The sequence below is a fragment of the Proteus appendicitidis genome, assembly GCF_030271835.1.
GTDB lineage: Bacteria > Pseudomonadota > Gammaproteobacteria > Enterobacterales > Enterobacteriaceae > Proteus > Proteus appendicitidis.
Genome location: NZ_CP127389.1, coordinates 1,209,411 through 1,233,045, shown reverse-complemented (window position 1 = coordinate 1,233,045; position 23,635 = coordinate 1,209,411). Strand labels below are relative to the sequence as shown.

Genomic DNA, 23,635 nt, shown 5'->3' with positions numbered 1-23,635 from the left:
GAGAATTATCGCTTTGTGTCGGCACAAAAAATGCGATAAACACACAAAAAAGAAGAAGCCTATCATTATGCAAGCAGAAATATTATTAACCCTTAAACTTCAAGATAAGCTCTTTGCCGATCCTCGTCGCGTTGCATTGTTAAAACAGATCAAAGCGACAGGTTCAATTAGCCAAGGGGCAAAAATGGCGGGCATTAGTTATAAAAGTGCTTGGGATGCCATTAATGAAATGAATCAACTCGCAGACGAACTTCTTGTTGATAGAGCAACGGGCGGCAAAGGCGGTGGTGGTGCAACCCTTACTCATTATTGTGAACGCTTACTTCAACTTTACGATCTGCTAGGTCAAATTCAACAAAAAGCCTTTGATGTATTGAAAGACGATTCACTCCCTCTTGATAGCCTTTTAGCAGCGATTTCTCGTTTTTCATTACAAACCAGCGCTAGAAACCAGTTTTTTGGTACGATTATTGAGCGTGATAACTTGCAAGTTCAGCAACATGTTAGTGTGCAACTTGCAGATAGAAAAACGACTATTCGTGCGGCTTTAACAGAAAAAAGTGCAGACCGCTTAGGTCTGAAAAAAGGCAAAGAAGTACTGATCTTAATTAAAGCGCCATGGGTCAATATTGAAAAAGGCTCCTCTTTAACACAACAATATGATAATGCCCTTTCAGGCACTTTAACCCAAATAGAGACGGGCAGTGAAAACAGCGAATTAGTGGTGACATTAGAAGGCGGACAAGAAGTGTGTGCCACCTGTTCTAATCAGCATGTTAAAGAGCAAAAACTACATATTAATGACAGCGTAACGGCTTTATTTAATGCCGATCAAGTGATTGTCGCCACGCTGTGTTAATTATTAGTATGGTTGCTTTTCAATAAAAAAATAAAACCATTACTTAGTTATTATTTTAGAAATAATATTAAGTGATGGTTTTATCTATATTTTTAAATAGAATGTGGAATAAATTCAGGTATTAATTAAATCTAATTTGGCACTATTCAAAATGGTCATAAAATTATCTAAATTAAATTTATGCTTCACATCTTTACTGAAACACCGGCTATCATTAAAAAATTCAATTTCTATTTTATCGGCTCCACTATCTTTATTTAATTGACAAAGCATTTGTTTTTTATATGAAATTTCAACAGTAATATTCTCATATTTATTGTCACTTACAAAATCGATTTCAAAGTTAGAATCTATCATGAGTTATTACCTCTTTTAGGATCAAGAAAACCGGAAAAAGAATCATCTGCATTATATCGAACACCTTGCCCATTAGGTAATCTATATTCAATTCCACCTCTAGATAATTCGGTTTTAATTGTGGATGGGTTTTTCAATAATTTTTCTATAAAAATATTTATTACATCCCATTATTCTTTGGTTGTTCTTGCAGGCACACCTAATTATAGAGTTTTTGATTTAACATAACTTGGTAAAATCTCAGCACTTTCCTTTCTTTCTCCAGAATATTTATCCATTTAAGTATTTTTAAATAAAAACCACCACCTAATTATTATTTTTAAAATAATATTAAGTAATGGTTTTGGCTTGATTAATATTTCTATTAAAAATTAGTAGCTAATTTGTTTATTCTGAATACATGCGAGTAAAATAATCGCTAATTTTATTATTATCGAGCAATCTATCTTTGGTAAAATCAAGACTATCAGAAACTACAATATATTTTCTTAACTCTTCTAGAATATCTTCTATCGTTGCATAAATAGTTGGAACAATAAAACGAAAATAGTCACCCATTTTTGTTTCACCCTCATAGCCAATGGGATAATCTTCTCCTATAGATTGCTCCTCTAATGCTTAAAAATAAAACATTCCCATTTTAGCCCCTATTCCCGCATCAGAATGATTCCTATCCCATTTTTAAATTCAAAATCAAATTCTTTTATTATTTTTGATTTGTCATATTTTCTATAAGTATAACTTAAATATAAATCAACAATATAGTTAGCATTCTTATTTATTTTATTGTTGTATTTTTCTGATTCACCATCAATATATTCAGATAAGTCATCCAAATATAATTTAATATCAGGTATCGATAATAGTGCTTTAGGTAACCACCCACTATTGTTATTATACATTTTTTCTAAATACCCTTGATTATCCATGGCAACCCACGCATATGTGTAAGATGAACCTGGTACCCATTCTGAAATTAGAGATAAAGCCATATATCCTTATTTTAATTAATAGGTCCATCCCATCGTAATTGATGACGTAATTCATTAGGAACCAAGTTAAATAACATTTTAATATACTTGATATTACCATCATATAATATACTTATTTTTGAATTGCATTTTTCAGTATATGTTTTAGCTTGAAAATTTAAAAATGAAATATCACTTTCATCAAAATTTTGATTAAGTATTTTTTTTGGTAAATTATGAATTAACTGTAATTCGTAATAACAAGATTTATCTTTTGCTTTTGCTATCATTCCTCTAGACTGAATATTTCTTAATTGAGGCAAAATCCAATACATCATATCTATGTATATTTCATTTTTAGTCATTATTTTTATCTCTTAAAATAAACATTATTAATATAATATCAGCTAATTAAACTTCACAACTAATACAACGCCTAAAAGCTTTTTTTATTGAAGCGATTAATACTTTGTCAATATAATGGATTTTTAACGTTATAATTGCATTGTTATATATAATTTATTAATCTAATATTCCATCTATAAACTATCATTTAATTATCTCAATATTTGATAAAGCAATAATCTCTTTCATATAACGATGATATTGTTTCCCATTTTTCATAATAGCATAATCTTTTTTACATAATAACCTAATTCATCATCAATAATATTATTAGGTAAAACTTTATAGCCTCTTTTTAAATCCATTATGTAAATGGAATATCCGGAAAATGTGACTAAAATATAGTAATCACCATTACAATAAACTCTTGCCTCTAGTGTATTTTTTTGGATAAAAACATTAATTACTCCTCAATAATCGTAATATTAACTTTTATATTTTTTGACTATGCATTTTTAATAGAACTATTAATTAAATCCCATTGTTCTTTGGTTGTTCTTTGGTTGTTCTTGCAGGCTCCCCTAATTATAGAGTTTTTGATTTAACATAACTTGATAAAATCTCAGCACTTTCCTTTCTTTCTCCAGAATATTTATCCATTTAAGTATTTTTAAATAAAAACCACCACCTAATTATTATTTTTAAAATAATATTAAGTAATGGTTTTGGCTTGATTAATATTTCTATTAAAAATTAGTAGCTAATTTATTTATTCTGAATACATGCGAGTAAAATAATCGCTAATTTTATTGTTATCGAGCAATCTATCTTTAGTAAAATCAACACTATCAGAGACTACAATATATTTTCTTAACTCTTCAGGAATATCTTCTATCGTTGCATAAATAGTTGGAATAATAAAACGAAAATAGTCACCCATTTGGGTTTCACCTTCATAGCCAATGGGATAATCTTCTCCTATAGATTGTCCCTCTAATGCTTCAAAATAAAACATTCCCATTTTAGTTGCTAATTCAGCATCACAATTTTTTTTATTTTCTAACCTAAAATTAAAACTATTAATTATTTCTTGTTTATTTTTATATTTTTTATATACCCAGCTAGAATATAGGTCTATAAGGTACTCACCTTTTTTATTTACATCATTACTATATTTTTCAGAGTCTCCATCGATATATTCACATAAATCATTAAGAGATTCTTTTATATTATTTATTTTTAATATACATTTAGGTAACCATCCATACCCATTATTTAGCATCATTGAAATACATCCATTTTTATCCATAGCAATCCATGAATGATTTCTTGCTTGACTAGGATACCAGTTTATATCAAGTAACAATCCCATATATACTCCCTAGTGCTAATCATCTAAAAAAACTCTAATACAATTTTTACATGTATCAACAAATGCTTCTTCTGGCATAGTAGATAAATCATAACCGTAAGCTTTTCTGGGGCGATATGCCTGAGAAATTCTAATATCTTGAGGTTTTATCCCCTTTCGAATCAACTGATCTGCCGCTAATACTTCACCACATCCTCCACAATATAATCACAGTGTACTGTTTTTGTTCCAACTCTAGCATCACCTAATACGCACCGTTATCACCAATTAGGTTGGCACCTTCTGCATGGAATTGACTGCCAATATTGCTTAATAGTGCAGTTTTAAAATTATCAATAAAACTACCGTCTTGAATGGCAGTACCCAGGGTTAAACTGACGACTGAGTGTGAGGCAACACGCTGTGCAACTTGATTCCATGTGGCATTATCAGTAAGCAATAACTTGCCTGTTTAGGGTAAAGACACAACTGCTTGCGAAACTAAAGAAGCGAAACCGTTAATGCCTGTTCTAGTGATTGCTCTTTTTGGGCTTTAATATCCGCAGTTATACCTTTAGGCACATCAATCGTTAGCTTTCCGTCAATATAAAGTTCAGGTAATTATTGCTATTCTTTGTTAATTATTAGCATAATTATTTTTATTTAGTATCCATTTAAATTTTACGACTAATACAACGCGTAAAAGCTTCTTTTATTGAGGCACCTAAAACCTCATCACTACAATTAGTTTTTAATGTAATAATTGCACTATCGGGTATTCCCTCACCTACCCAATGATCCATACGTAAATGGTTTAGAGGACTAATAGTAATTTCATCATCTGTAAGATCTAAGCTACATCGATTCATATTATTAAAAAGTGCTGTTTTATTTTTATAATCATACTGTTTGATTATTTTTTTATCCAGTCTTGATAAGATTTTTTATCATTATACATTTGATGAAACTGATCTGAATTTCCTTTAATTTGCTCACTTTTAATCAGAGCGAGTTTTGCATAATAACCTAATTCTTCATCAAGAATATCATTAGGTAAAACTTTATAGCCTTTTTTTAGATCCATTATATATAGAAAGTGGCCAGAAAAAGTTAATAAAATATAATAAGCATCATTATAATAAACACTTGCTCTTAATTTATTATTTTTTAATTTAAACATATACTATTCCTCAATAATCGTAATATTAACTTTTATATTTTTTGACGATGCATTTTTAATAGAACTATTAATTACATCCCATTGTTCTTTGGTTGTTCTTGCAGGAACACCTAGTTATAGAGTTTTTGATTTAACATCACTTGGTAAAATCTCAGCGCTTTCCTTTCTCCAGAATATTTATCCATTTAAGTATTTTTAAATAAAAACCACCACCTAATTATTATTTTTAAAATAATATTAAGTAATGGTTTTGGATTGATTAATATTTCTATTAAAAATTAGTAGCTAATTTATTTATTCTGAATACATGCGAGTAAAATAATCGCTAATTTTATTATTATCAAGCAATCTATCTTTGGTAAAATCAAGACTATCAGAGACTACAATATATTTTCTTAACTCTTCAGGAATATCTTCTATCGTTGCATAAATAGTTGGAACAATAAAACGAAAACAGTTACCTATTTTGGTAAATTTACCGCAACAAGTAGTTTTAACCTTAATTTTTTATCCTTTATTTTTTTTGAATATAAATCTAATGATGATATATTGATATCTTTAAATTCACCATTAAATCTAGATAATTCAAACTCAACAATAGAATCTTTATTAACTAATAATGTATACAGATCATAATCTTCTTCTAAAACATGCTCCAAACAATATACACTTATTATATTAGAGAATCTATTTTTTAAAAGACAATTAATTTTTTCATTTTTTAGAATAGAACCTTCATTTTTAATTAACCTATCCTTAATAATCATTTCTTTTCTAGAACCAATTAATTTCATTTTAGTCTTCCTGGCGTTACCGTTACTAAATTACCCAAATTATCCGTTAAAATTGTTATGATATTCGTTGAGTTTTTAGTAAATTTATCAATACCAATATATTTATCTAATATAATAACTCTTTCATACAATTTTTCATCTTTACTATTGATGATTCTACTAATTTTTATTTTTGAAATATCATTACTTTGAAGTATTAGCTTTAAATCTACTTGACTTATAGTGAATTGGCTAGCATTTTTATCTGAAAAATGCCGATGAATCACATGTACCCAACCACGCTTTAAGTTACCATTATCAATATTAATCCTAGATTGAACAATAGGATATTCTAATTCATTTTTAGAAACTACTGTTTTGGCTCCATTAGATACTTTATATCCATTCGTAGTTACTCCTGAATATGCTATAAGTTCCCCGTTGTTGATTATTTCAATAACTTTTTTATTTGCTGCTATTAATAATTTTTCTTGTTCTACTATCGGTTTTATAGCAGTAATATTTAATTTACCTGACGTTATTAAAGACTTTGAGCTATTAGTTAACATGCTAGAAAAAGCTTTAGCGCTTTCTTCTGAACTTGCTAACACCTTATAACCGCTGCCAAAAGTGACGCCTGCTATTGCTGCTTCTGGAGCCGATATCCCTGCAATATTAATACCTAGCTGATTAGTACAATAAACCCAGTTAGCTTTACAGGTATTAAATGCAACTTGAGCAATAGTGATAAGTTCAGGTGTTGCTGCAATAACAATATGACCAGCAATAAAACTTACACTTCCTCCTAAGCCAAAAGCGATTGCAACCATTCCTGCATTTTGTCGATTTACAACTCTTTCTGCTGCTGCAACATCTCCCTTCGAAGCAGCGATCATATCTTTATTATTTTCTAAGGCTAAATTAGAAAACATATGCTCACTGTAATTATGCCGATAAACCAACTCAGCAGAATTAGCCGCAGAAAATACGCCCTCAGGCTTACGAGTCACAATAGCGCCTGTCAGTGCACCAATTAATTTAGTGAGCTGTGTTTTTCCTTCATTGCCCTGTAGTGCCTCTTGAATTAATGCAACTTGTCTGTCAGTTTCATTTAAATAACTAGGCTCAAATAATTTACTTTGTAGTGATATCGCCGCTATTTCTGCCGCTAAGGCACCCGCGACAGCTCCTGTAACACTGCCTCCTGCAATTTCTGCACTAATACCCGCCACGACGGCATGACTTAAAACCTTTCCTGCATGCCCTAATACCGCACCGTTATCACCAATTAGGTTGGCACCTTCTGCATGGAATTGACTGCCAATATTGCTTAATAGTGCAGTTTTAAAATTATCAATAAAACTACCGCCTTGAATGGCAGTGCCCAGGGTTGAACTGACGACTGAGTGTGAGGCAACACGCTGTGCAACTTGATTCCATGTTGCGTTATCAGTAAGCAGTAACTTACCTGTTGAAGGTAAGGTTCCTCCTTGGATTGCCTGATCCCAACCCATAAATTGGTCAAGACCTTGCAATGCCCCTGCAACCACCATACTTGTAACGACAGACTTGACAGTATCGCTACGACCGAGTGATTCAATAGTTTTATAAATACTGCCTTTGTTCTCAGCTAAAGAGACTGCAGCTTGAGATACTAAAGAGGCAAAACCCGCTTGTGCCACAACCGATGCTGTTGAAGCCACACTGGCTGATGCGCCTGCCGCAATGGTGGCTTCACTTGCCATTCCACCAATGGTTGCCGCCGTTGCAGTACCGTAAGTTGCAACCCCTACCGCGATAGCAATGACCGCACCGACAACAGGATTTAATTGCTGAGTTTTATCATCCCAATTGGAATAAGTGTCTTTAACTAAATTCCAATTAATATTTTCTTGACGTTGGAGATCTTTAAGCCAAGCATATTCTGGTGTATTACTTAAAACAGTTAATGCTTGTTCTAATGATTGCTCTTTTTGGGCTTTAATATCTGCAGTTATGCCTTTTGGGGCATCAATTGTGAGCATTCCACCAATATAAAGTTCAGGTAATACCCATATTCCTTTGGTATATCCCTGATCACGCTGAGTAATATAAATATCTTTTGAATTGGTAATAACTTGTTTAAAGGCAGTGTTTTTTACTGCTTTAAAATTAACTTTTCCTGTTTTACTGGTTAACTTGGCATTTTTTGCTGTATCAATTTTAGTAGCTTCTAAAGTGATATCATCTTTAGCAAATAAATTAATATTGCCATTTGCAATAAACTCGGTGACTTTATTATTTGTATTATAAGAGGTTTGAGTAACTGTTTTTTTGAATGTGCAGAAAGTCCATTTTCTACATTTTTTCTTTTTCTCTTCGTAATAACTGTTTTCTTCCATCGCTTGCGCGTAAAGAAATCCGCCTTTAGCGGCAATATCCATCTCTTTATTTGCAGTTAATTTTGACGCCTGAAATAAAATACTACCTTCAGATAATAGTGTTAGATTATTGCCACTATTAATTTCAGTACTAATTTGTTTGCGAAGATCTTCTAATTTAGATCCTACTTTTTTACGAAAATGTGTTTGCACTGATCCCAATTGAATATTGCCACCGCTTGAAATGGTGACGTCACCCTCTGATTTAAATACACTTCCTTCTGTGATTAATGTGCCCGATGACGCAATAGAAATACCTTTATTTCCCGTAATGGCCGTTGTGGCATACTGAATATCTTGAGCATCTTCATGGGGATCTTTAATAGCAGAATAAGCATTTGCACCCAGCTTTATACTCCTGCCTGCTAATGCAATGACTTTATCCTTTGAATTTAATACTGTTGAACTTAAATCAATATCACGAGCAGCATTTAAAATAAGGTTATTGTCTGAAAATAACTTAGATTGTAATTGAGGATAATGAATATCACTAAAGAAGGGATCGGCTTCTTTTATTGATTTGGATGAGAGAAAAATATCCTGACCTGCATTGAAAGTTATGGCTTTATCACTGTTATATTTTATTCCTTGACTAATAATATCTTTACCGGAAGTAAAAACGATATTGTTATTACTATCCCAAACCCCCATATTAATTAAAAAGTCTGGAATATATCCACTATCTCTGATAAAAGGCACTAAATTAAAAAGAAAAGATTCATCACGATTTATTTTAATATTTTCTAACGCAAATAAATTTATTTCATTAGATTTATTAATTATTACATTTGAAATGTCAATATTTTTTCCAGAGTGAAAATCTATTTTTTCAGAAATATCAATATATGGTGATTTAATACCTTTTAGAGTATAAAAAGTGGTTGGATTAAATAAATGACTAATATCTCCCTTTTTAGTTGTAGTAGAAAAATATTTTGCGGCCACATCTATATTCTCAAAATTTATAGCATCAGTCGCTGTCAAACTTATATTTTCATCAGCCAATAATTCTGAATTATTTATATTTATATTTTTATCAGCAATAATAGATAAAGAATCCTTCGCTGTTAAATTTAAAGAAATATTCATATTATTAGCGTTTAACAATATATTCTTAGCTAATATAGCGTTTTCAAAATCTGATAATCCTCGGAATTTTTTTATTTCTTTTCCTGTAGATGGTAGCTTGCGCTCTAAATCTATACTATTTTTAAAATCTAATACTAAGTTATTACCTGCTTTTATTATATAATCAGAAACGTCATTTACAGAAAATTCATAATGACTCCCCGTTTTCACAAAAGGTACGAAATGACTTATCTTATTGAACTTAGCTTCATCAAGTTTATATTTAACTATATCATCACGATAATAAAACTTAGAATTATCATGAGAATACACATCCCATTTATTAAGATATCCAGAACGATAGTAATATAATTTTGCATTACTGCCTGTTGCAATTAAATTATTATTTGCAATAATTCTAGATTGATTATTAATAAACTCATTAGATTGTATATATAAGTTATTCCCTGAAGAAATAACACTTGGAACATATTGTTCACTTTTTTCAAAATATAAACGTTCTACATTAACTCCTCCATTATTTTTTAAATCTAAGATATCAAACCATTTTTTATCAGAAAAATCTTTTAATTCAGGGAATAAAATAACTAAAAGAAAATCATCCGTAGGACTTCTGGAAGGAGAGAGGAGGTGATTACCGATATTTATAGAAAGTTTAGAATCAGGCTCTTGTTTTATTTCTTTAAATAAAGGTGTAATAGATTCATTAACCAACTTCTTTGTCCGAATAATCAAATCACCCTTTTCTGTTTTTATCGTGGCGGATTGATTTTCAATTAAACTACTGGGATCACCCTGTGCATTTTTTTGTACCCATAAGTTATCTTTTGCTTGAACAAGTGCCTTTTCGCCTTTATTAGTGAGTTTGTCTGCAAATAAACGCATATCTTTTTCTGAGATAATTTCACTATGATTAGTTAGCGCATGAGTTGCTAACGTAATATCCCTTTTCGCTTTTAACTTTGTATCACGATTAATTTGTAGTTCTTTACTGCTAACATTAATATCTTTTTCAGATTGAATATTGCCATTAAAGGTAATTTTTCCATCAACAGTTAAATTCATACTGTTTTGAGTTGTCTGAATATCACTTAAATTAACACCAACTCCCTTTTCTGTGCTGACTAGGCGTATTTGATTAGCATACATTCCCCCCAGTGCTTTTGTATCAATAGATATTGTCGGTTTTATACCTTCTCCATTAAGGTTATTTACCATTCCTTTTTCAAAATCAATCCGGTTATTTCCTTGCATTAAAGAAAGATTTTTAGCATTTATTTTTCCATTTAATTCAATACTACGACTAATAATGTCAGCATAATTTTGCAGTACAGTATTCATACCCTGCTTGCCAACAACAACACTGCCTTTTTTCACTTCTATTGCCGAATAAGCACCTTGAGGATTAAATTGAGGTTTTCCTGTTGTGAGTGTAATTGCTGGGGTATTAATAAACGAACAACCATCACACGTAATACCATTCGGATTTGCAATTAAAACGTCTGCTTGTTGTCCTGCAACTTCTAATTTACCTAATAACTGTGAATGTCCATTTCCCACTACCTCATTAATAATTAAATGCGCTGCATTACCTTTTAAATTAGTATTAGCATTCACTTTTTTAGCTAATTGAGTATTAATAGGTATTGTTGCATTATTAAGTACAACACCTTGTTTACCGACGTTAAAAGAGTGAAATTGATTATGAGAAACACCAGTATCATTAGGTGTTGCAATATTAATAATAGGAACGGTATTTTGCTGACTTATTTTTATTGTTTTATCGGATGGAGTAATTACAGAACTCCAAGCGGGATGTAATGGGTAAATAGCAGTTAAATAAATAATGCTATAACTAATTAAACGCTGTTTTCGAGAAATATCCTTTTCGTCCATAAAAACTCCAAATTTTAAATAGCCAAAGAAATAGACCAAAATAAAGACCAATGATCTGGTTTTAGTGATTTTGGGTAAATTAACGGTTTACTAATTAATATCTGAGAAAAGAAAATGGAATGATAAAGAGAAGCACCTATTGCACTTCCAATTACTTTATTCTTATTTGTTTCATATTTATCTGAATAAGCAACACCATAATCAAGCGCGAAAATAAAATTAACATCACCTAAAAAGTAACTTATTTTTGGTGTATTTATTTCATTACGCCAATAAAAACCACTATTTGCATTCAAGTTTGTTTCTTTATATCCACGGACTGCTTTTATTCCATCAATCGCTACTTTCTCTACACTATAAAGATTATCTGGCGTATATTGCCCATAAAATGATGTAATGTAGGAAAATTTATTAATAAATAAATGTTGATAGCTTAAATTTATGCTTAATTTTCGGTAATGACTACGAGGCGAGTTTTCAGCAATATAATCAGATGATGCACCAAAAAAAGAAAGCCCCATTTCTACCATTGGACTAATCGTTAAATATCCTCGTTTGAGTGTTAAATTATATTGAGGGCTAAATGATAAAGAGGTTAATGTGGGGCTATTTATTCGTATTTCTTGTTGTGCTAATTGTGTCCTTGCTTTTTTATGTTTCAAAAAACTCTTTAATATTATTCGTTGCTTATTATTACGATAAACTAAACGGCTAATATCAAATTGCTGATCGCTATTTTTGTTTTTATAAGCGTATTGAATATCATGACTGAAGAAAGGATAAGAGGATTGACTATGAGATAATTGATACTGATAAAACCAGTATCCATAAGGAATATTTACACTTGCCGAATAAGAACGAGAATAGTGCGAACGAGATAAATCTATATTTGAACTTAGTGAAAAAGCCCATTGTTCGCCTAATCCAAATAACGAATCTATTGTTGTGATATTGGCTAGTAGAGTTTTACCTGTTATTTTATTACCTGAATTATCAACGGTTAATTGATTTTTAAAAGGATATTTCTTATTATTTGTAACAATAAAAATAGATGAATATCCCACACTATCGCTAGGTTTAATATCCAATGTATATTGTGCCGTTGTTAATCGATTAAGTTGTTCAAGCCCATACTCTAAATCACGTAAATTAAGTCTTTTTTCTTTGTACGATGGAAAGATAATATTGACTAATCGAGAAGAAATATTATCAATGAAAATATCTTTTATTTTTCCCTCTATGACTTTAATTGTAAGTTTATTATTAGAGAGATCTTGATGAGAAATAAACGCCTGTGAAGTGATATAACCTTTCACAATATATTCATTTGTTATAATATTAACGATACTATGTATGTCATTTGCTGTTAAACATTGGTGTAAATATTTTGATATTAATTTATTCTGTTTTTTATCACTTAATATATCAGCATTTTCTATTTTAACTTCATTAATTAAAGAACAATTATTTTCATTAACACCGTGATTATTAATATCGGAAAAACTCATTTCACTTACTAACATTAGTAATAAAAATAATAAAAATTTAATCCTTTTATTTTTAAATTTATGCATATAGAAATCATCCTTGAGTAATTTTTTATATAATTACATAAACTTTATGACTAAATAGTTATCATTTTTTAAAAGGCACTTAAGCTTTTTTCACCTAAGAATAATTCAACAAATATTGACAATTTTTAGTTAACCCGATATTGGTAAGTACTCTACTTGCTCTAAAAGCTACGGATAATAATAATGAAATACTTGCAACTCAAAAAAACACAATTTCGATTAAACAATACCCTCTGTTTACAAATTAATGATTTAACGATTAATGAAGGTGACAGTTGGGCATTTGTAGGCAGTAATGGAAGTGGAAAAACCGCATTAGCAAACGCATTATGTCAAGAAGGTGTATTGCTATCAGGGGAGTTCATTAATACCTTTACTCGGCCAATTAGCCTCTCTTTTGAAAAACTACAAAAAATGATTGAAGAAGAGTGGCGTCGTAATAACACCGATTTACTCAGTGAAGGTGAAGAAGACACAGGTTTAACGGTTGCTCAAGTTATCCAAATGCAGGTAAAAGATAATGATAAGTGTCTTTTATTAGCAAAACAGTTTGGTGTTGAATACTTATTATCAAGACGTTTTAAATACCTTTCTACTGGTGAATCTCGTAAAATACTGCTTATTCAACTGTTAATGAATGAACCTGATCTATTAATTTTAGATGAGCCTTTTGATGGATTAGATGTTGATTCTCGTCGAGCACTAAATGAATTACTTACACTATTACATCAACAAAATCTGACGATTGTACTCATTTTAAATCGTTTTAATGATATTCCTGATTTTATTCAACATGCAGGTTTACTTATTCATTGCGAATTAATCGCTAAAGGCGAAAAGGAACATATTTTATCTGATTCTGTGATCGCACAATTATCTCACAGTGAAACACTTAAAAGCTTCACATTACCTGAACAAGACTCGTCAGATGCGATCCCACAATTATCTCCCACTCTTTCTCCAATCATTTTAAAAAATGGTGTAGTGAGTTATAACGATAAACCCGTACTTTATCATTTAACATGGGAAGTCAAACCTCACCAACATTGGCAAATCTTAGGTCCTAATGGCGCAGGAAAATCGACATTATTAAGCTTAATTACTGGCGATCACCCTCAAGGCTATAGTAATGACTTAACATTATTTGGCCGTAAAAGAGGAAGTGGCGAAACGATATGGGAAATTAAACGCCATATTGGTTATGTCAGTAATGCCTTACACCAGAGCTATCGTGTCTCTTCAAGTGTAAAAAATGTCATTATTTCAGGATTTCATGACTCAATTGGTATTTATCAGGCTATTACAGATAAACAGCTTAAACTCGCTGATGAATGGTTAGCATTGATTGGTTTAACAGCCCATGCCAATAATCCATTTCATGCCTTATCATGGGGACAACAACGTTTAGTGTTAATTGTTAGAGCGTTAGTTAAGCACCCTACTTTGCTTATTCTAGATGAGCCACTGCAAGGATTAGACACAACAAATCGACTCTTAGTGCAGCGTTTTATTGACATCATGATAAGCCATAGTAATACACAGCTTTTATTTGTGAGTCACCATCAAGAAGACGCACCATTATGTATTACTCATCGATTGACTTTTATTAAAGACGGTGAAATTTATCGCTATCAGCAAGAAATTTGTTAAAGATGGATTTTTACTGTCATAATCAGGGCAATGATTTTAGAAATTAACGCTAAAATTAGGTCTGAATTTTTTATTTAAATCGACATTTTTTGCTTGTTCTTTAAACAATAACAAATAAAAAGTGTGTCGTTTTTATGGACGCTAGTTTCGTCTATTTTTTATACAAAACGGATATTTTGTTTTTTTACGCCGATCCCGCTAGATTAATAGCTTGAACGATTAAGCAAAAGGTGTGACAACTGTGCAATAATTCATCGAACAAACGACATTTTTGACATAATCCCCCTTGTTTTGTCACTTATGTTTGGCGTTCTTGTCGATGATCCATATAATGATTGAAGTGCTAATTTTAAACTTATATTAAGAAAGTAATTATAGGAGTCTAAACTATGGCAGTAACTAAGCTTGTGCTAGTTCGACACGGTGAAAGTGTATGGAACAAAGAAAACCGTTTTACAGGCTGGACTGACGTTGAGCTGTCCGAAAAAGGCCGTAATGAAGCGCAAGAAGCAGGTAAACTGCTGAAAGCTGAAGGTTTTGCTTTTGACTATGCATATACTTCTGTTCTGAAACGCGCAATTCACACCCTGTGGAACATTCTTGATCAAGTTGATCAACAATGGCTGCCAGTTGAAAAAAGCTGGAAATTAAACGAACGTCATTACGGCGCTCTGCAAGGCTTAAACAAAGCTGAAACCGCTGAAAAATACGGTGACGAGCAAGTTAAACAATGGCGTCGTGGTTTTGCAATCACTCCACCAGAATTAACTAAAGATGATGAACGTTTCCCAGGTAAAGATCCACGTTATGCATCTTTAACTGCAGCAGAACTGCCATTAACCGAAAGCCTAGCGCTGACTATCGATCGTGTAACCCCATACTGGGAAGAAGTGATTAAACCGCGTGTTGCTTCTGGTGAGAAAGTTATCATCGCTGCGCACGGTAACTCACTGCGCGCTCTGGTTAAATACCTAGACAACATGAGCGAAGATGAAATTCTTGAGCTGAATATCCCAACAGCTGTACCTTTAGTTTACGAATTTGATGAAAACATGAAACCAATCAAACGTTACTACTTAGGTAATGCTGACGAAATCGCAGCAAAAGCAGCCGCTGTTGCTAACCAAGGTAAAGCAAAATAATTTTACTTTTATTTTGAATTACACAAAAAAATGCCACTTCATTTCATAATGAGTGGCATTTTTTATGCTTTAAATTTAATTATTACGCTTTATTACGACGGGTCACTACCGCATCTGCTAATTGGCGTAATAGCGTTTCGGTATCATCCCAACCAATACATGCATCAGTGATGCTTTTGCCATAAACTAAAGGCTCACCGCTTTCTAATGATTGACTACCTTCTACTAAATGGCTTTCAATCATCACGCCGATTAATGCTTTTTCACCTGCGCTAATTTGTTGACAAATATCAGCACCAACTTCCATTTGTTTCTCAAATTTTTTGCAACTATTTGCGTGACTGAAATCTACCATGACGTTTTGTGGTAAACCGGCTTTTTTAAGCCCTTCTTTTACCTTAGCAACATGCTCAGCGCTGTAATTTGGCTCTTTACCACCGCGTAAAATAATATGGCAATCACCATTACCTGCCGTGCGTACAATTGCAGAATGCCCCCATTTAGTCACTGAAAGAAAACAGTGTGGCGATCCCGCAGCATTAATCGCATCAATCGCCACTTTAATGGTGCCATCTGTACCATTTTTAAAACCAACAGGGCAAGATAGACCAGATGAAAGCTCACGGTGAACTTGTGATTCTGTCGTACGAGCGCCAATTGCGCCCCAACTCATTAAATCAGCAACGTATTGAGGCGTTATCATATCTAAGAACTCGCCAGCCGTTGGCAAGCCACTATCATTAATCGTTAATAAAAGATTACGAGCAATACGTAAACCTTCATTAATATCAAAAGTATGATCCATATGAGGATCGTTAATTAAGCCTTTCCAACCTACAGTCGTGCGCGGTTTTTCAAAATAAACACGCATTACAATTTCAAGTTTGTCTTTCAACTCTTCTCTAATAAGACTTAAACGTTGTGCATACTCCAGCGCAGCTTTCGGATCATGAATAGAACAAGGTCCAATTACCACTAATAGACGATCATCTTTTCCTGCTAGGATTTGATGAATAGCTTCACGGGCATGACGAACTGTAAAAGCCGCATTATCAGTCGCTGGAAACTTTTCCAATAAAGCCACTGGCGGTAAAAGTTCATTAATTTGTGTTATTTTAAGGTCATCATTTTGATAATTCATTCCCGTGTATCCACTCTATGTTATCTAGTCAATGTTATTATTGCTTTTCCAATCTAACCATTCGTTTTCTATCTGTAAACACCCTTTCAACCTAAAGCACCTATAGTCACCTTTCTAAAAATTTCAATATAAAGGGAAATAGCGCATTTAAGCAAAATAATGATTTGTAATTGCGTTAATAATAAGAATAAAAACAATGAATATTAAGGCTGGAGAGAAAGATAACTCTGCCAGCCTTTTTTATTAGGAGAGATAATTATTTCTGCTAGAGCGTTTTGCTGTTTTGATCCACAAACGAGAACCATTAATCGCGATAGCCAGTAAGATGATATATTCAACAGACATTGCATAAACACCTTGTTTGTAGAATATAACAATACTAATCACGTTAATAACGGACCAAACTAGCCAATTTTCAACTAATTTCCGTGTCATTAAGATCATCGCGACAATAGAAAGAACCGTCATTGCAGAGTCCCAGAATGGGTAAGCATCTGGTTCAAGAACGGGTGTAGCTAAATTTGCACCAAAGACATTTAATATATCAACAGCGACAACAGCTAAATAGCCAAATACAGTATCAATATTGAAAGTAAGAGCGGCAATGGCTGCTATCGAAACAACGATTAAAAAGAGACGATGACTTGATTTTAACCAGCGTATTCTCAACTCGGCCTGCTCAAAGTCATTCACTTTGCTCCATGCATACCAGCCATAAATATTGGCAGCGAAGAAGAAAATTTGAAGTAATAAGCTTGCATATAGTTGAATTTGGAAAAATATAATGGCAAATAAGGTGACATTAATCAGTCCAAATAAATAGTTAATAATTTTTTCCTGACTGGCAAGCCAAATACACAATAGTCCAGCAATAGTACCGACAGCTTCAATCCATGAAAGCGGATATCCCCCCTCTCCTAACGGAATATTGACTAAAATATTATTGATACTAAACCAACTCATGACATCCATTTTACAACCCCGCCTTAATCATAGAAAAAAACAAAGAAAATATGGGTTATTGCGACATCTTTGCAAAGTAGTAAAGATATATTATAAATTCATATTTATAATAGTACTGTGTTTTTGATACTGAACATTATGTTGCGAGTTAATAAAAATAACAAATAAATGTTTTATATACTAAACAAATTATTCTAATTCACTTTTTAAACAATAAAAACGACAAATAACTTTATACATTTTACTTACTAGAGAGAAATATGGAGCCAACAACACGTTTAATCGATCGCATGCTATCTTTTGCCCTCCTTGATCCTAGAATCGAAGCTGTAGTGCTAACTGGATCATTAGGACGTAATAAAAAGATAGACAGTTATTCTGATATTGATATAGAGCTTATCGGTTATGGTGCGACTGAACTCGCAAAAAACCAACACTGGTTATCACAATTTGGTGATAGCTTAGTTAACTTACAATTAGAGTGCGAAGATCCTAAAGGTAAACTTTGGCCTATTTATTTACATGTTTTAGCTCAAGGCCGCAAAATGGATATTATGATGGCAGAGCCTGAGCGTATTTTTAACATGAAAAGTGAAGGGCTTAGTCCAGTTTACCAGCGTGGATATCAAATCCTACTTGATAAAACAGGTTTATGTGACGGGCTTCCTGAAATTAGCGTTATAACACCTCCTGTGCTTTCAAAAGAGCAAGCTTACAGTGATGCTCAAGAATTCTGGTTTGAAGCCACACAAGCCGCTGTAGCGATTCTGCGCCATGAGTTTTGGTTTGCTAATTATCGCATGAATGATATGCGTGAATGGTTGATAGCCTTACTTGAACAAGTTGCATTACAAACATCAACACAAGATGTGTGGTATCAAGGGAAAAACTTAAAAGAGTGGCTACCTAAGTTTTATTCATTACGTTCATTAGAAAGCACACTTGCAATGAGTACGCCTTATGAAGCTGCCGCCTCCCTTTCTATAATGATGGCATTTTTTCTTGATGTGTCAAAACGACTCAATCACCCTATTGATACTGCGATAAAAACGCAAGCGCTTATCTCTAATTGGCTGATCGACAATGAATTTTTGACTGAGAATGAATATACCCAGATTACGTCATCGGTTGTTTGTCATTACTGATTTCAATGTGATTGTTAATTAAAGCGAGGTAGTTTTTTCAATTTTGAGAAAGCTATCTTCATTGTGTAATCAAACAATGAATTGCATTATCAAAAAATAGCTAAGAGCTTGTTTACTGTTCTGTTTAGGGAATGATAGATATACGGGAAGGGGTTGAAATGGTGGGTCGTGGGCGATTCGAACGCCCGACCAATTGATTAAAAGTCAACTGCTCTACCGACTGAGCTAACGACCCATTTCAATAAAACGGATTGGTGTTCGAAAATGGTGGGTCGTGGGCGATTCGAACGCCCGACCAATTGATTAAAAGTCAACTGCTCTACCGACTGAGCTAACGACCCTTTTTCGAACTCGCCACATTCTCTGTGGCAACGGCGGGTAATAATACTGATTTAATGTTTTTGTGCAACGTTTTTTTTCAAAAAAACATTCAACCGTTGAAAAAACAATCATTTAACCCCGAAAATGCAACATTTTACATTACGGGGCCAATAATTAGAGTGTTCCTAGCTGCTTTTGCGCTAATTTAGCGCCAGTGCTATTTGGATATTGCTTAATCACTTGTTGGTAAACAGCTTTAGCATTATCCTTTTGCCCTTTCTCTTGCATGATCAAGCCAATTTTATAAAAGGCTTCACTTGCTTTTTGAGATTTTGGATAGTTTTTAACAACAATAGCAAATGTACTTGCCGCCTGATCCTTATTACCTTTTAGATAATACATCTGACCCAACCAAAATTGTGCATTTGATTGATAGCTAGACTTCGGATAGTTATTGATAAAGTTGTTTAATTCAACAATTGCCTTATCGTAATCTTTAGAATTCAATACGATATCAATTGCTGCATTATAATCGGCCTTCTCATCACCTTGTCCTGAGCTAGTTGCCGCAGAAGGTGTTGAAGAAGCAGTATTATCAGGTTGAGTGTCTTCTGTTGATGTTGAAGCTCCGCCACCAAGGCTATCTAATTGTTGATAGATATTGCGTTGGCGTTCAACAACTTGATTTAACTGGTACTGATTTTCCTGAATTTGACCACGTAACATATCAATATCACGCTGAGAATCAGCGAGTTGTTGCTGTAATTGGGTCAAAAGCTGGCTGTGAGCATTTGAAAAACGCTCAAGTTGGGCGAGTCGTTCATCGGTCGAACCTGAACCGATATTACTGATTGGCGCTTGGGCAATAGCGGCTACAGGAGCCGCTACGCCAACCAGTAACAACAGACTCATCAAGAAAGGTCTGAAGTTACTGTTGTTCATGCCGTTCTCTTAGTAATCCAGTACTGCACGACGGTTTTTCGCATAAGCGGCTTCGTCATGACCCAGTACAGCTGGTTTTTCTTTACCGTAAGAAACGATTGACAGTTGATCAGCAGATACGCCTTTACCTTGCAGGTACATTTTCACAGCGTTTGCACGACGTTCGCCCAGAGCGATGTTGTATTCTGGAGTACCGCGTTCGTCAGCATGACCTTCTACAGTGATACGTACTGATGGATTTGAACGCAGGAATGCTGCGTGTGCATCTAACAGGTTAGCGTAGTCTGAGCTAATGTCATATTTGTCAAAACCGAAGTAAACGATGTTTTGTTGTTTCAGTTGTTCTAATTGCTGACGTGCTAATTCTTCAGCAGTAGGACCTTGTTCAACAACTGGTACATTATTTGTATCAGTTTGATCGTCGTTTTTGTTTGAGCTACATGCTGCAACAGCAACGAGTGGTAATGCTAACATCAACCCTTTAAACACTTTGTTTAATTGCATCTCTATTTGTTCCTTTATTTGTTTGCCATACATAATTTTTATGCATCACATAAACGGTGACCAGGCAGGTGATTTAACCTGACCGTCAGTCGCCGGAAGACGCGCTTTGAAACGTCCATCAGTCGATACTAGCTGCAAAATGGTGCCTAAGCCTTGTGTCGAGCTATAAATAACCATTGTGCCATTAGGAGCGATGCTTGGCGTTTCATCCAGAAACGTATCTGTTAGATATTGTACGGAATTCGTTTCCAGATCCTGCTTAGCGATATGTTGCCTACCGCTTTCAGAACTCACCATAACTAAGAAACTACCATCTGGGCTTACTGCTGGGTTTTGGTTTTGTTTACCTTCCCAAGTAATACGCTCTGGCGTTCCACCGTTAATATTAACCTTGTAAATTTGTGGACGTCCACCTTGATCTGAAGTATAGACTAAGGTTTGTCCATCTGGCATCCAATTTGGCTCGGTATTATTACTTCTGCCATTGGTTACCTGTGTCATATTCCCACTCGCTAAATCCATAACATACAGATTTAAGCTACCGCTCTTAGAAAGAGCAAATGCAAGTTTAGAGCCATCAGGTGAAAACGAAGGTGCGCCATTATGTCTTGGGAATGATGCAATTTGGCGAATTTCACCTGTTGCTAATGTTTGTACCACTAAAGCAGATTGACCACTTTCAAAGGTTACATATGCAAGTTTAGCACCATCTGGCGACCATGCTGGTGACATTAATGGCTGTGATGAACGATAAACACGATCTTGGTTAAATCCATCATAATCTGAAACGCGCAATTCATAAGGATATGCGCCACCATTTGTCACAACAACATAAGCAATACGTGTACGGAATGCACCACGAATACCCGTCAGTTTTTCAAAAACTTCATCACTCGCGGTATGTGCAGAGTAACGTAACCATTTAGATGGAACTTTAAACTCACTTTGAGATAAAACCGCACCTGGAGAACCAGCAACATCAACTAGCTGATAACTCACTAAATATTGACCATCCGCTGATGGTTGCACACGTCCTACGACAACAGAGTCAATGCCCAATGCAGTCCAAAGTGCAGGTTGGACTTCAGAGGCAGTAACTGGTTGTTGAGGTATACGAGATACATCAATTGGATTGAATTTTCCGCTATTACGTAAATCAGCCGCAATGATACCAGCAACATCTTCTGGCATTTGACCTGTGCCTTCCCATTTAAAAGGAACAACACCGATAGGGCGTGCAGTATTCACCCCTTGTGTAATTTCAATTCGAACTTCAGCGTTAGCCAGAGTGGTTACGCATAAAATTAAAAGCCCGAAAATAACATTTAATGCCTGCTTCATCATGTCTCCCTTTTATTATTGCGGTTATTACGCAATAACGCACAGAATAGTAACAAACGCTTTTCAACAACACCATACAACACATCAATAACATTCTAAAATAGCTATAAATTAGTGTATGTTTTCCTACTATCAGACAGTTTTATGGCTTAAACTCAATTGTTGGTGATTTTACTTTCTCGTAAATATCCTTTGGTGGCTTAGGTAATGTCGCCATTTTCGCCGCTTGTAATGCGACTTGGCATAAAGCCGGATCTCCACCTACCGCTTTCGCACTTATCAACATTCCGTCTGGTGCAATACTTATTTTAAGGTCACACTTACGACCTTTATACAAATCAGAATCAAAAAACTTCTGTTGGATAGCAACTTTCACTTGCCCTGTATAGCGATCAATACCCGCATCATTCGCACCAGTACGATTTCCACCACCTTGACCTGCTGCAGAAGCACCACTTTGTTTACTACCGTCAGCCACTAAACCATCAAGTAAACTATCTACTGCTTTACTTTGCTGTTGAGCAGCCGCTTTTGCCTTAGCTTCTGCTGCTGCTTTAGCTTTCGCTTCTGCGGCAGCCTTTGCTTTAGCATCGGCTTCAGCTTTAGCTTTTGCATCCGCTTCTGCTTTGGCTTTTGCATCGGCTTCAGCTTTGGCCTTCGCTTCTTCTTCCGCTTTTTGTTTCGCGGCTAATTCTGCTTGTTTCTTCGCTTCTGCTTCCGCTTGTTTTTTAGCGTCTGCTTGTTCTTTTAAGATGCGATCACGCTCTGCTTTCGCTTGTGCAGCCGCTTCTTCTGCAACTTTTTGTTCTTCTTTTGCTTTAGCGGCGGCTAATGCAGATTCACGTTTTTGAGCTTCTGCCGCCTCTTTCGCTTGTAAACGTTCAACTTCTAACGTTTTCAAACGTTCTTGTTCTTTCACTTGCTGCTGACGCAACTCTTCTTCTTGTTGCTCTGCACGCTCTTTTCGCTCTTGCTCGGCTTTTTGGACGTTAGCTTGTTGCGCTTTTTGCTGGTTATACTGTTGTACCACCGCATTAGGATCAACCATAATAGCATCAATAACTTGTCCATCAGATCCACCGCCACCACCTAAATCCCATTTCTGAGTTAATGACCCCCAGATAAGCAATGCGATAACAAGTAAATGCAAGGCGGTAGACAAGATAACTGAACCGCTCAATTTACTTCGGGTTGGTTTCGTCTTCTTTCCCACGCTATCATCCAAACTTATTTCAACCTAATTACATAGGCTGAGTCATTAAACCTACAGATTTAACACCTGCTTGACGTAACATGTTGAGCGCTTTAATTATCTCATCATAAGGAACATCTTTAGCACCGCCAATAAGAAAGACAACTTTCGGATTTTTTTCCAGTTGTCGTTTAGCTTCAGCCATAATCTGTTCTTGTGGTAATAATTCTAATACTTCCTGATCAACACGAATGTTATATTGCCCAACACCTGCAACTTCAACAATCACAGGAGGATTATCGCTACTTGAAACAGTTTGTGTCTCTGTTGCTTCAGGAAGATCAACCTCAACACTTTGCGAGATAATCGGTGCCGTAGCCATAAAAATAAGTAACAGCACTAATAATACGTCGAGCAAAGGAACAATGTTAATCTCTGATTTTACGCCTCGGCGGCTACTGCGACCTCGTGCCATCAGC

Annotated in this window: 21 protein-coding genes, 2 tRNA genes and 2 pseudogenes; 4 read left to right on the top strand and 21 right to left on the bottom strand. The window is 34.3% G+C overall.

Features of this window, described 5'->3' with window-relative positions; translation table 11 throughout:
- Nucleotides 1-67 precede the first annotated feature (67 nt).
- Entirely contained in the window at nucleotides 68-859 is a 792-nt protein-coding gene (modE, locus tag QQS39_RS05680) for a molybdenum-dependent transcriptional regulator (protein WP_151434602.1), read from the top strand.
- Between the two features lie 114 nt (nucleotides 860-973).
- On the opposite strand, the gene QQS39_RS05675 is transcribed toward modE, so the two are convergent.
- From QQS39_RS05675 to QQS39_RS05625, 12 genes and pseudogenes are all read right to left on the bottom strand, one after another.
- Nucleotides 974-1,216, bottom strand: coding sequence for a hypothetical protein (locus QQS39_RS05675; RefSeq protein ID WP_151434601.1), 243 nt, complete (start codon nucleotides 1,214-1,216; stop codon nucleotides 974-976).
- On the bottom strand, nucleotides 1,213-1,353 hold the full coding sequence (locus tag QQS39_RS18755; RefSeq protein WP_490250189.1) for a hypothetical protein: 141 nt from the start codon (nucleotides 1,351-1,353) through the stop codon (nucleotides 1,213-1,215). Before QQS39_RS18755 ends, QQS39_RS05675 begins: the two co-directional genes overlap by 4 nt.
- 250 nt (nucleotides 1,354-1,603) lie before the next feature.
- Nucleotides 1,604-1,774: a hypothetical protein gene (locus QQS39_RS05670; RefSeq protein WP_285805532.1), complete on the bottom strand. Its 171-nt coding sequence runs from the start codon at nucleotides 1,772-1,774 to the stop codon at nucleotides 1,604-1,606.
- An 89-nt stretch (nucleotides 1,775-1,863) separates the two neighbouring features.
- Nucleotides 1,864-2,208 (bottom strand): hypothetical protein, encoded by a 345-nt coding sequence (locus tag QQS39_RS05665; RefSeq protein WP_285805531.1) that lies wholly within the window; start codon nucleotides 2,206-2,208, stop codon nucleotides 1,864-1,866.
- A gap of 11 nt (nucleotides 2,209-2,219) precedes the next feature.
- A complete protein-coding gene (locus tag QQS39_RS05660; RefSeq protein ID WP_151434598.1) occupies nucleotides 2,220-2,552 on the bottom strand; it encodes a zinc ABC transporter substrate-binding protein in 333 nt (110 codons plus the stop codon).
- Between the two features lie 749 nt (nucleotides 2,553-3,301).
- Complete coding sequence (locus QQS39_RS05650) at nucleotides 3,302-3,904, bottom strand: hypothetical protein (RefSeq protein ID WP_285805530.1); 603 nt, start codon at nucleotides 3,902-3,904, stop codon at nucleotides 3,302-3,304.
- A 250-nt stretch (nucleotides 3,905-4,154) separates the two neighbouring features.
- A pseudogene (locus tag QQS39_RS05645) lies at nucleotides 4,155-4,355 on the bottom strand (DUF637 domain-containing protein); the annotation flags it as partial.
- 202 nt (nucleotides 4,356-4,557) lie between these two features.
- A pseudogene (locus QQS39_RS05640) lies at nucleotides 4,558-5,063 on the bottom strand (contact-dependent growth inhibition system immunity protein).
- A gap of 3 nt (nucleotides 5,064-5,066) precedes the next feature.
- Nucleotides 5,067-5,135 (bottom strand): hypothetical protein, encoded by a 69-nt coding sequence (locus QQS39_RS18705; protein WP_432711556.1) that lies wholly within the window; start codon nucleotides 5,133-5,135, stop codon nucleotides 5,067-5,069.
- Nucleotides 5,136-5,524: 389 nt separating this feature from the next.
- Nucleotides 5,525-5,857, bottom strand: a complete 333-nt coding sequence (locus QQS39_RS05635; protein WP_069369151.1) for a hypothetical protein — start codon at nucleotides 5,855-5,857, stop codon at nucleotides 5,525-5,527.
- A complete protein-coding gene (locus tag QQS39_RS05630) occupies nucleotides 5,854-11,241 on the bottom strand; it encodes a DUF637 domain-containing protein (protein ID WP_285805528.1) in 5,388 nt (1,795 codons plus the stop codon). The genes QQS39_RS05635 and QQS39_RS05630 overlap by 4 nt, the downstream gene beginning before the upstream one ends.
- Before the next feature lie 14 nt (nucleotides 11,242-11,255).
- The gene (locus QQS39_RS05625; RefSeq protein ID WP_285805527.1) at nucleotides 11,256-12,815 is read right to left on the bottom strand and encodes a ShlB/FhaC/HecB family hemolysin secretion/activation protein; all 1,560 of its coding nucleotides are present in this window, start codon (nucleotides 12,813-12,815) and stop codon (nucleotides 11,256-11,258) included.
- A 183-nt stretch (nucleotides 12,816-12,998) separates the two neighbouring features.
- Here QQS39_RS05625 and modF point away from each other — a divergent pair, with 183 nt between their 5' ends.
- Together modF and gpmA are read left to right on the top strand one after the other, a co-directional pair.
- The gene (modF, locus tag QQS39_RS05620) at nucleotides 12,999-14,465 is read left to right on the top strand and encodes a molybdate ABC transporter ATP-binding protein ModF (protein WP_285805526.1); all 1,467 of its coding nucleotides are present in this window, start codon (nucleotides 12,999-13,001) and stop codon (nucleotides 14,463-14,465) included.
- A 389-nt stretch (nucleotides 14,466-14,854) separates the two neighbouring features.
- Entirely contained in the window at nucleotides 14,855-15,607 is a 753-nt protein-coding gene (gene gpmA / locus QQS39_RS05615) for a 2,3-diphosphoglycerate-dependent phosphoglycerate mutase (RefSeq protein ID WP_099075932.1), read from the top strand.
- 82 nt (nucleotides 15,608-15,689) lie between these two features.
- On the opposite strand, the gene aroG is transcribed toward gpmA, so the two are convergent.
- Both aroG and pnuC read right to left on the bottom strand, forming a co-directional pair.
- Nucleotides 15,690-16,748: a 3-deoxy-7-phosphoheptulonate synthase AroG gene (gene aroG / locus QQS39_RS05610; RefSeq protein WP_151434593.1), complete on the bottom strand. Its 1,059-nt coding sequence runs from the start codon at nucleotides 16,746-16,748 to the stop codon at nucleotides 15,690-15,692.
- A 243-nt stretch (nucleotides 16,749-16,991) separates the two neighbouring features.
- Complete coding sequence (pnuC, locus tag QQS39_RS05605; protein WP_285805525.1) at nucleotides 16,992-17,720, bottom strand: nicotinamide riboside transporter PnuC; 729 nt, start codon at nucleotides 17,718-17,720, stop codon at nucleotides 16,992-16,994.
- Nucleotides 17,721-17,971: 251 nt separating this feature from the next.
- Between pnuC and QQS39_RS05600 the strand changes: the two genes are divergently transcribed.
- Entirely contained in the window at nucleotides 17,972-18,856 is an 885-nt protein-coding gene (locus QQS39_RS05600; RefSeq protein WP_285805524.1) for an aminoglycoside 6-adenylyltransferase, read from the top strand.
- Between the two features lie 159 nt (nucleotides 18,857-19,015).
- Here QQS39_RS05600 and QQS39_RS05595 read toward each other — a convergent pair.
- The 7 genes from QQS39_RS05595 to tolR form a co-directional block, all read right to left on the bottom strand.
- Nucleotides 19,016-19,091 (bottom strand) — tRNA-Lys (locus QQS39_RS05595).
- Between the two features lie 30 nt (nucleotides 19,092-19,121).
- Nucleotides 19,122-19,197: transfer RNA gene (locus QQS39_RS05590), tRNA-Lys, on the bottom strand.
- 154 nt (nucleotides 19,198-19,351) lie between these two features.
- Nucleotides 19,352-20,119 carry a cell division protein CpoB gene (gene cpoB, locus QQS39_RS05585; RefSeq protein ID WP_285805523.1) on the bottom strand — a complete coding sequence of 256 codons (768 nt, stop codon included), beginning with the start codon at nucleotides 20,117-20,119 and terminating at the stop codon, nucleotides 19,352-19,354.
- Between the two features lie 9 nt (nucleotides 20,120-20,128).
- Nucleotides 20,129-20,623: a peptidoglycan-associated lipoprotein Pal gene (gene pal / locus QQS39_RS05580; RefSeq protein WP_100159459.1), complete on the bottom strand. Its 495-nt coding sequence runs from the start codon at nucleotides 20,621-20,623 to the stop codon at nucleotides 20,129-20,131.
- A gap of 45 nt (nucleotides 20,624-20,668) precedes the next feature.
- Nucleotides 20,669-21,964: a Tol-Pal system beta propeller repeat protein TolB gene (tolB, locus tag QQS39_RS05575; protein WP_099075927.1), complete on the bottom strand. Its 1,296-nt coding sequence runs from the start codon at nucleotides 21,962-21,964 to the stop codon at nucleotides 20,669-20,671.
- A gap of 142 nt (nucleotides 21,965-22,106) precedes the next feature.
- Complete coding sequence (gene tolA, locus QQS39_RS05570; protein ID WP_151434589.1) at nucleotides 22,107-23,177, bottom strand: cell envelope integrity protein TolA; 1,071 nt, start codon at nucleotides 23,175-23,177, stop codon at nucleotides 22,107-22,109.
- Nucleotides 23,178-23,205: 28 nt separating this feature from the next.
- Nucleotides 23,206-23,631: a colicin uptake protein TolR gene (gene tolR, locus QQS39_RS05565; protein ID WP_023581195.1), complete on the bottom strand. Its 426-nt coding sequence runs from the start codon at nucleotides 23,629-23,631 to the stop codon at nucleotides 23,206-23,208.
- Nucleotides 23,632-23,635 lie beyond the last annotated feature (4 nt).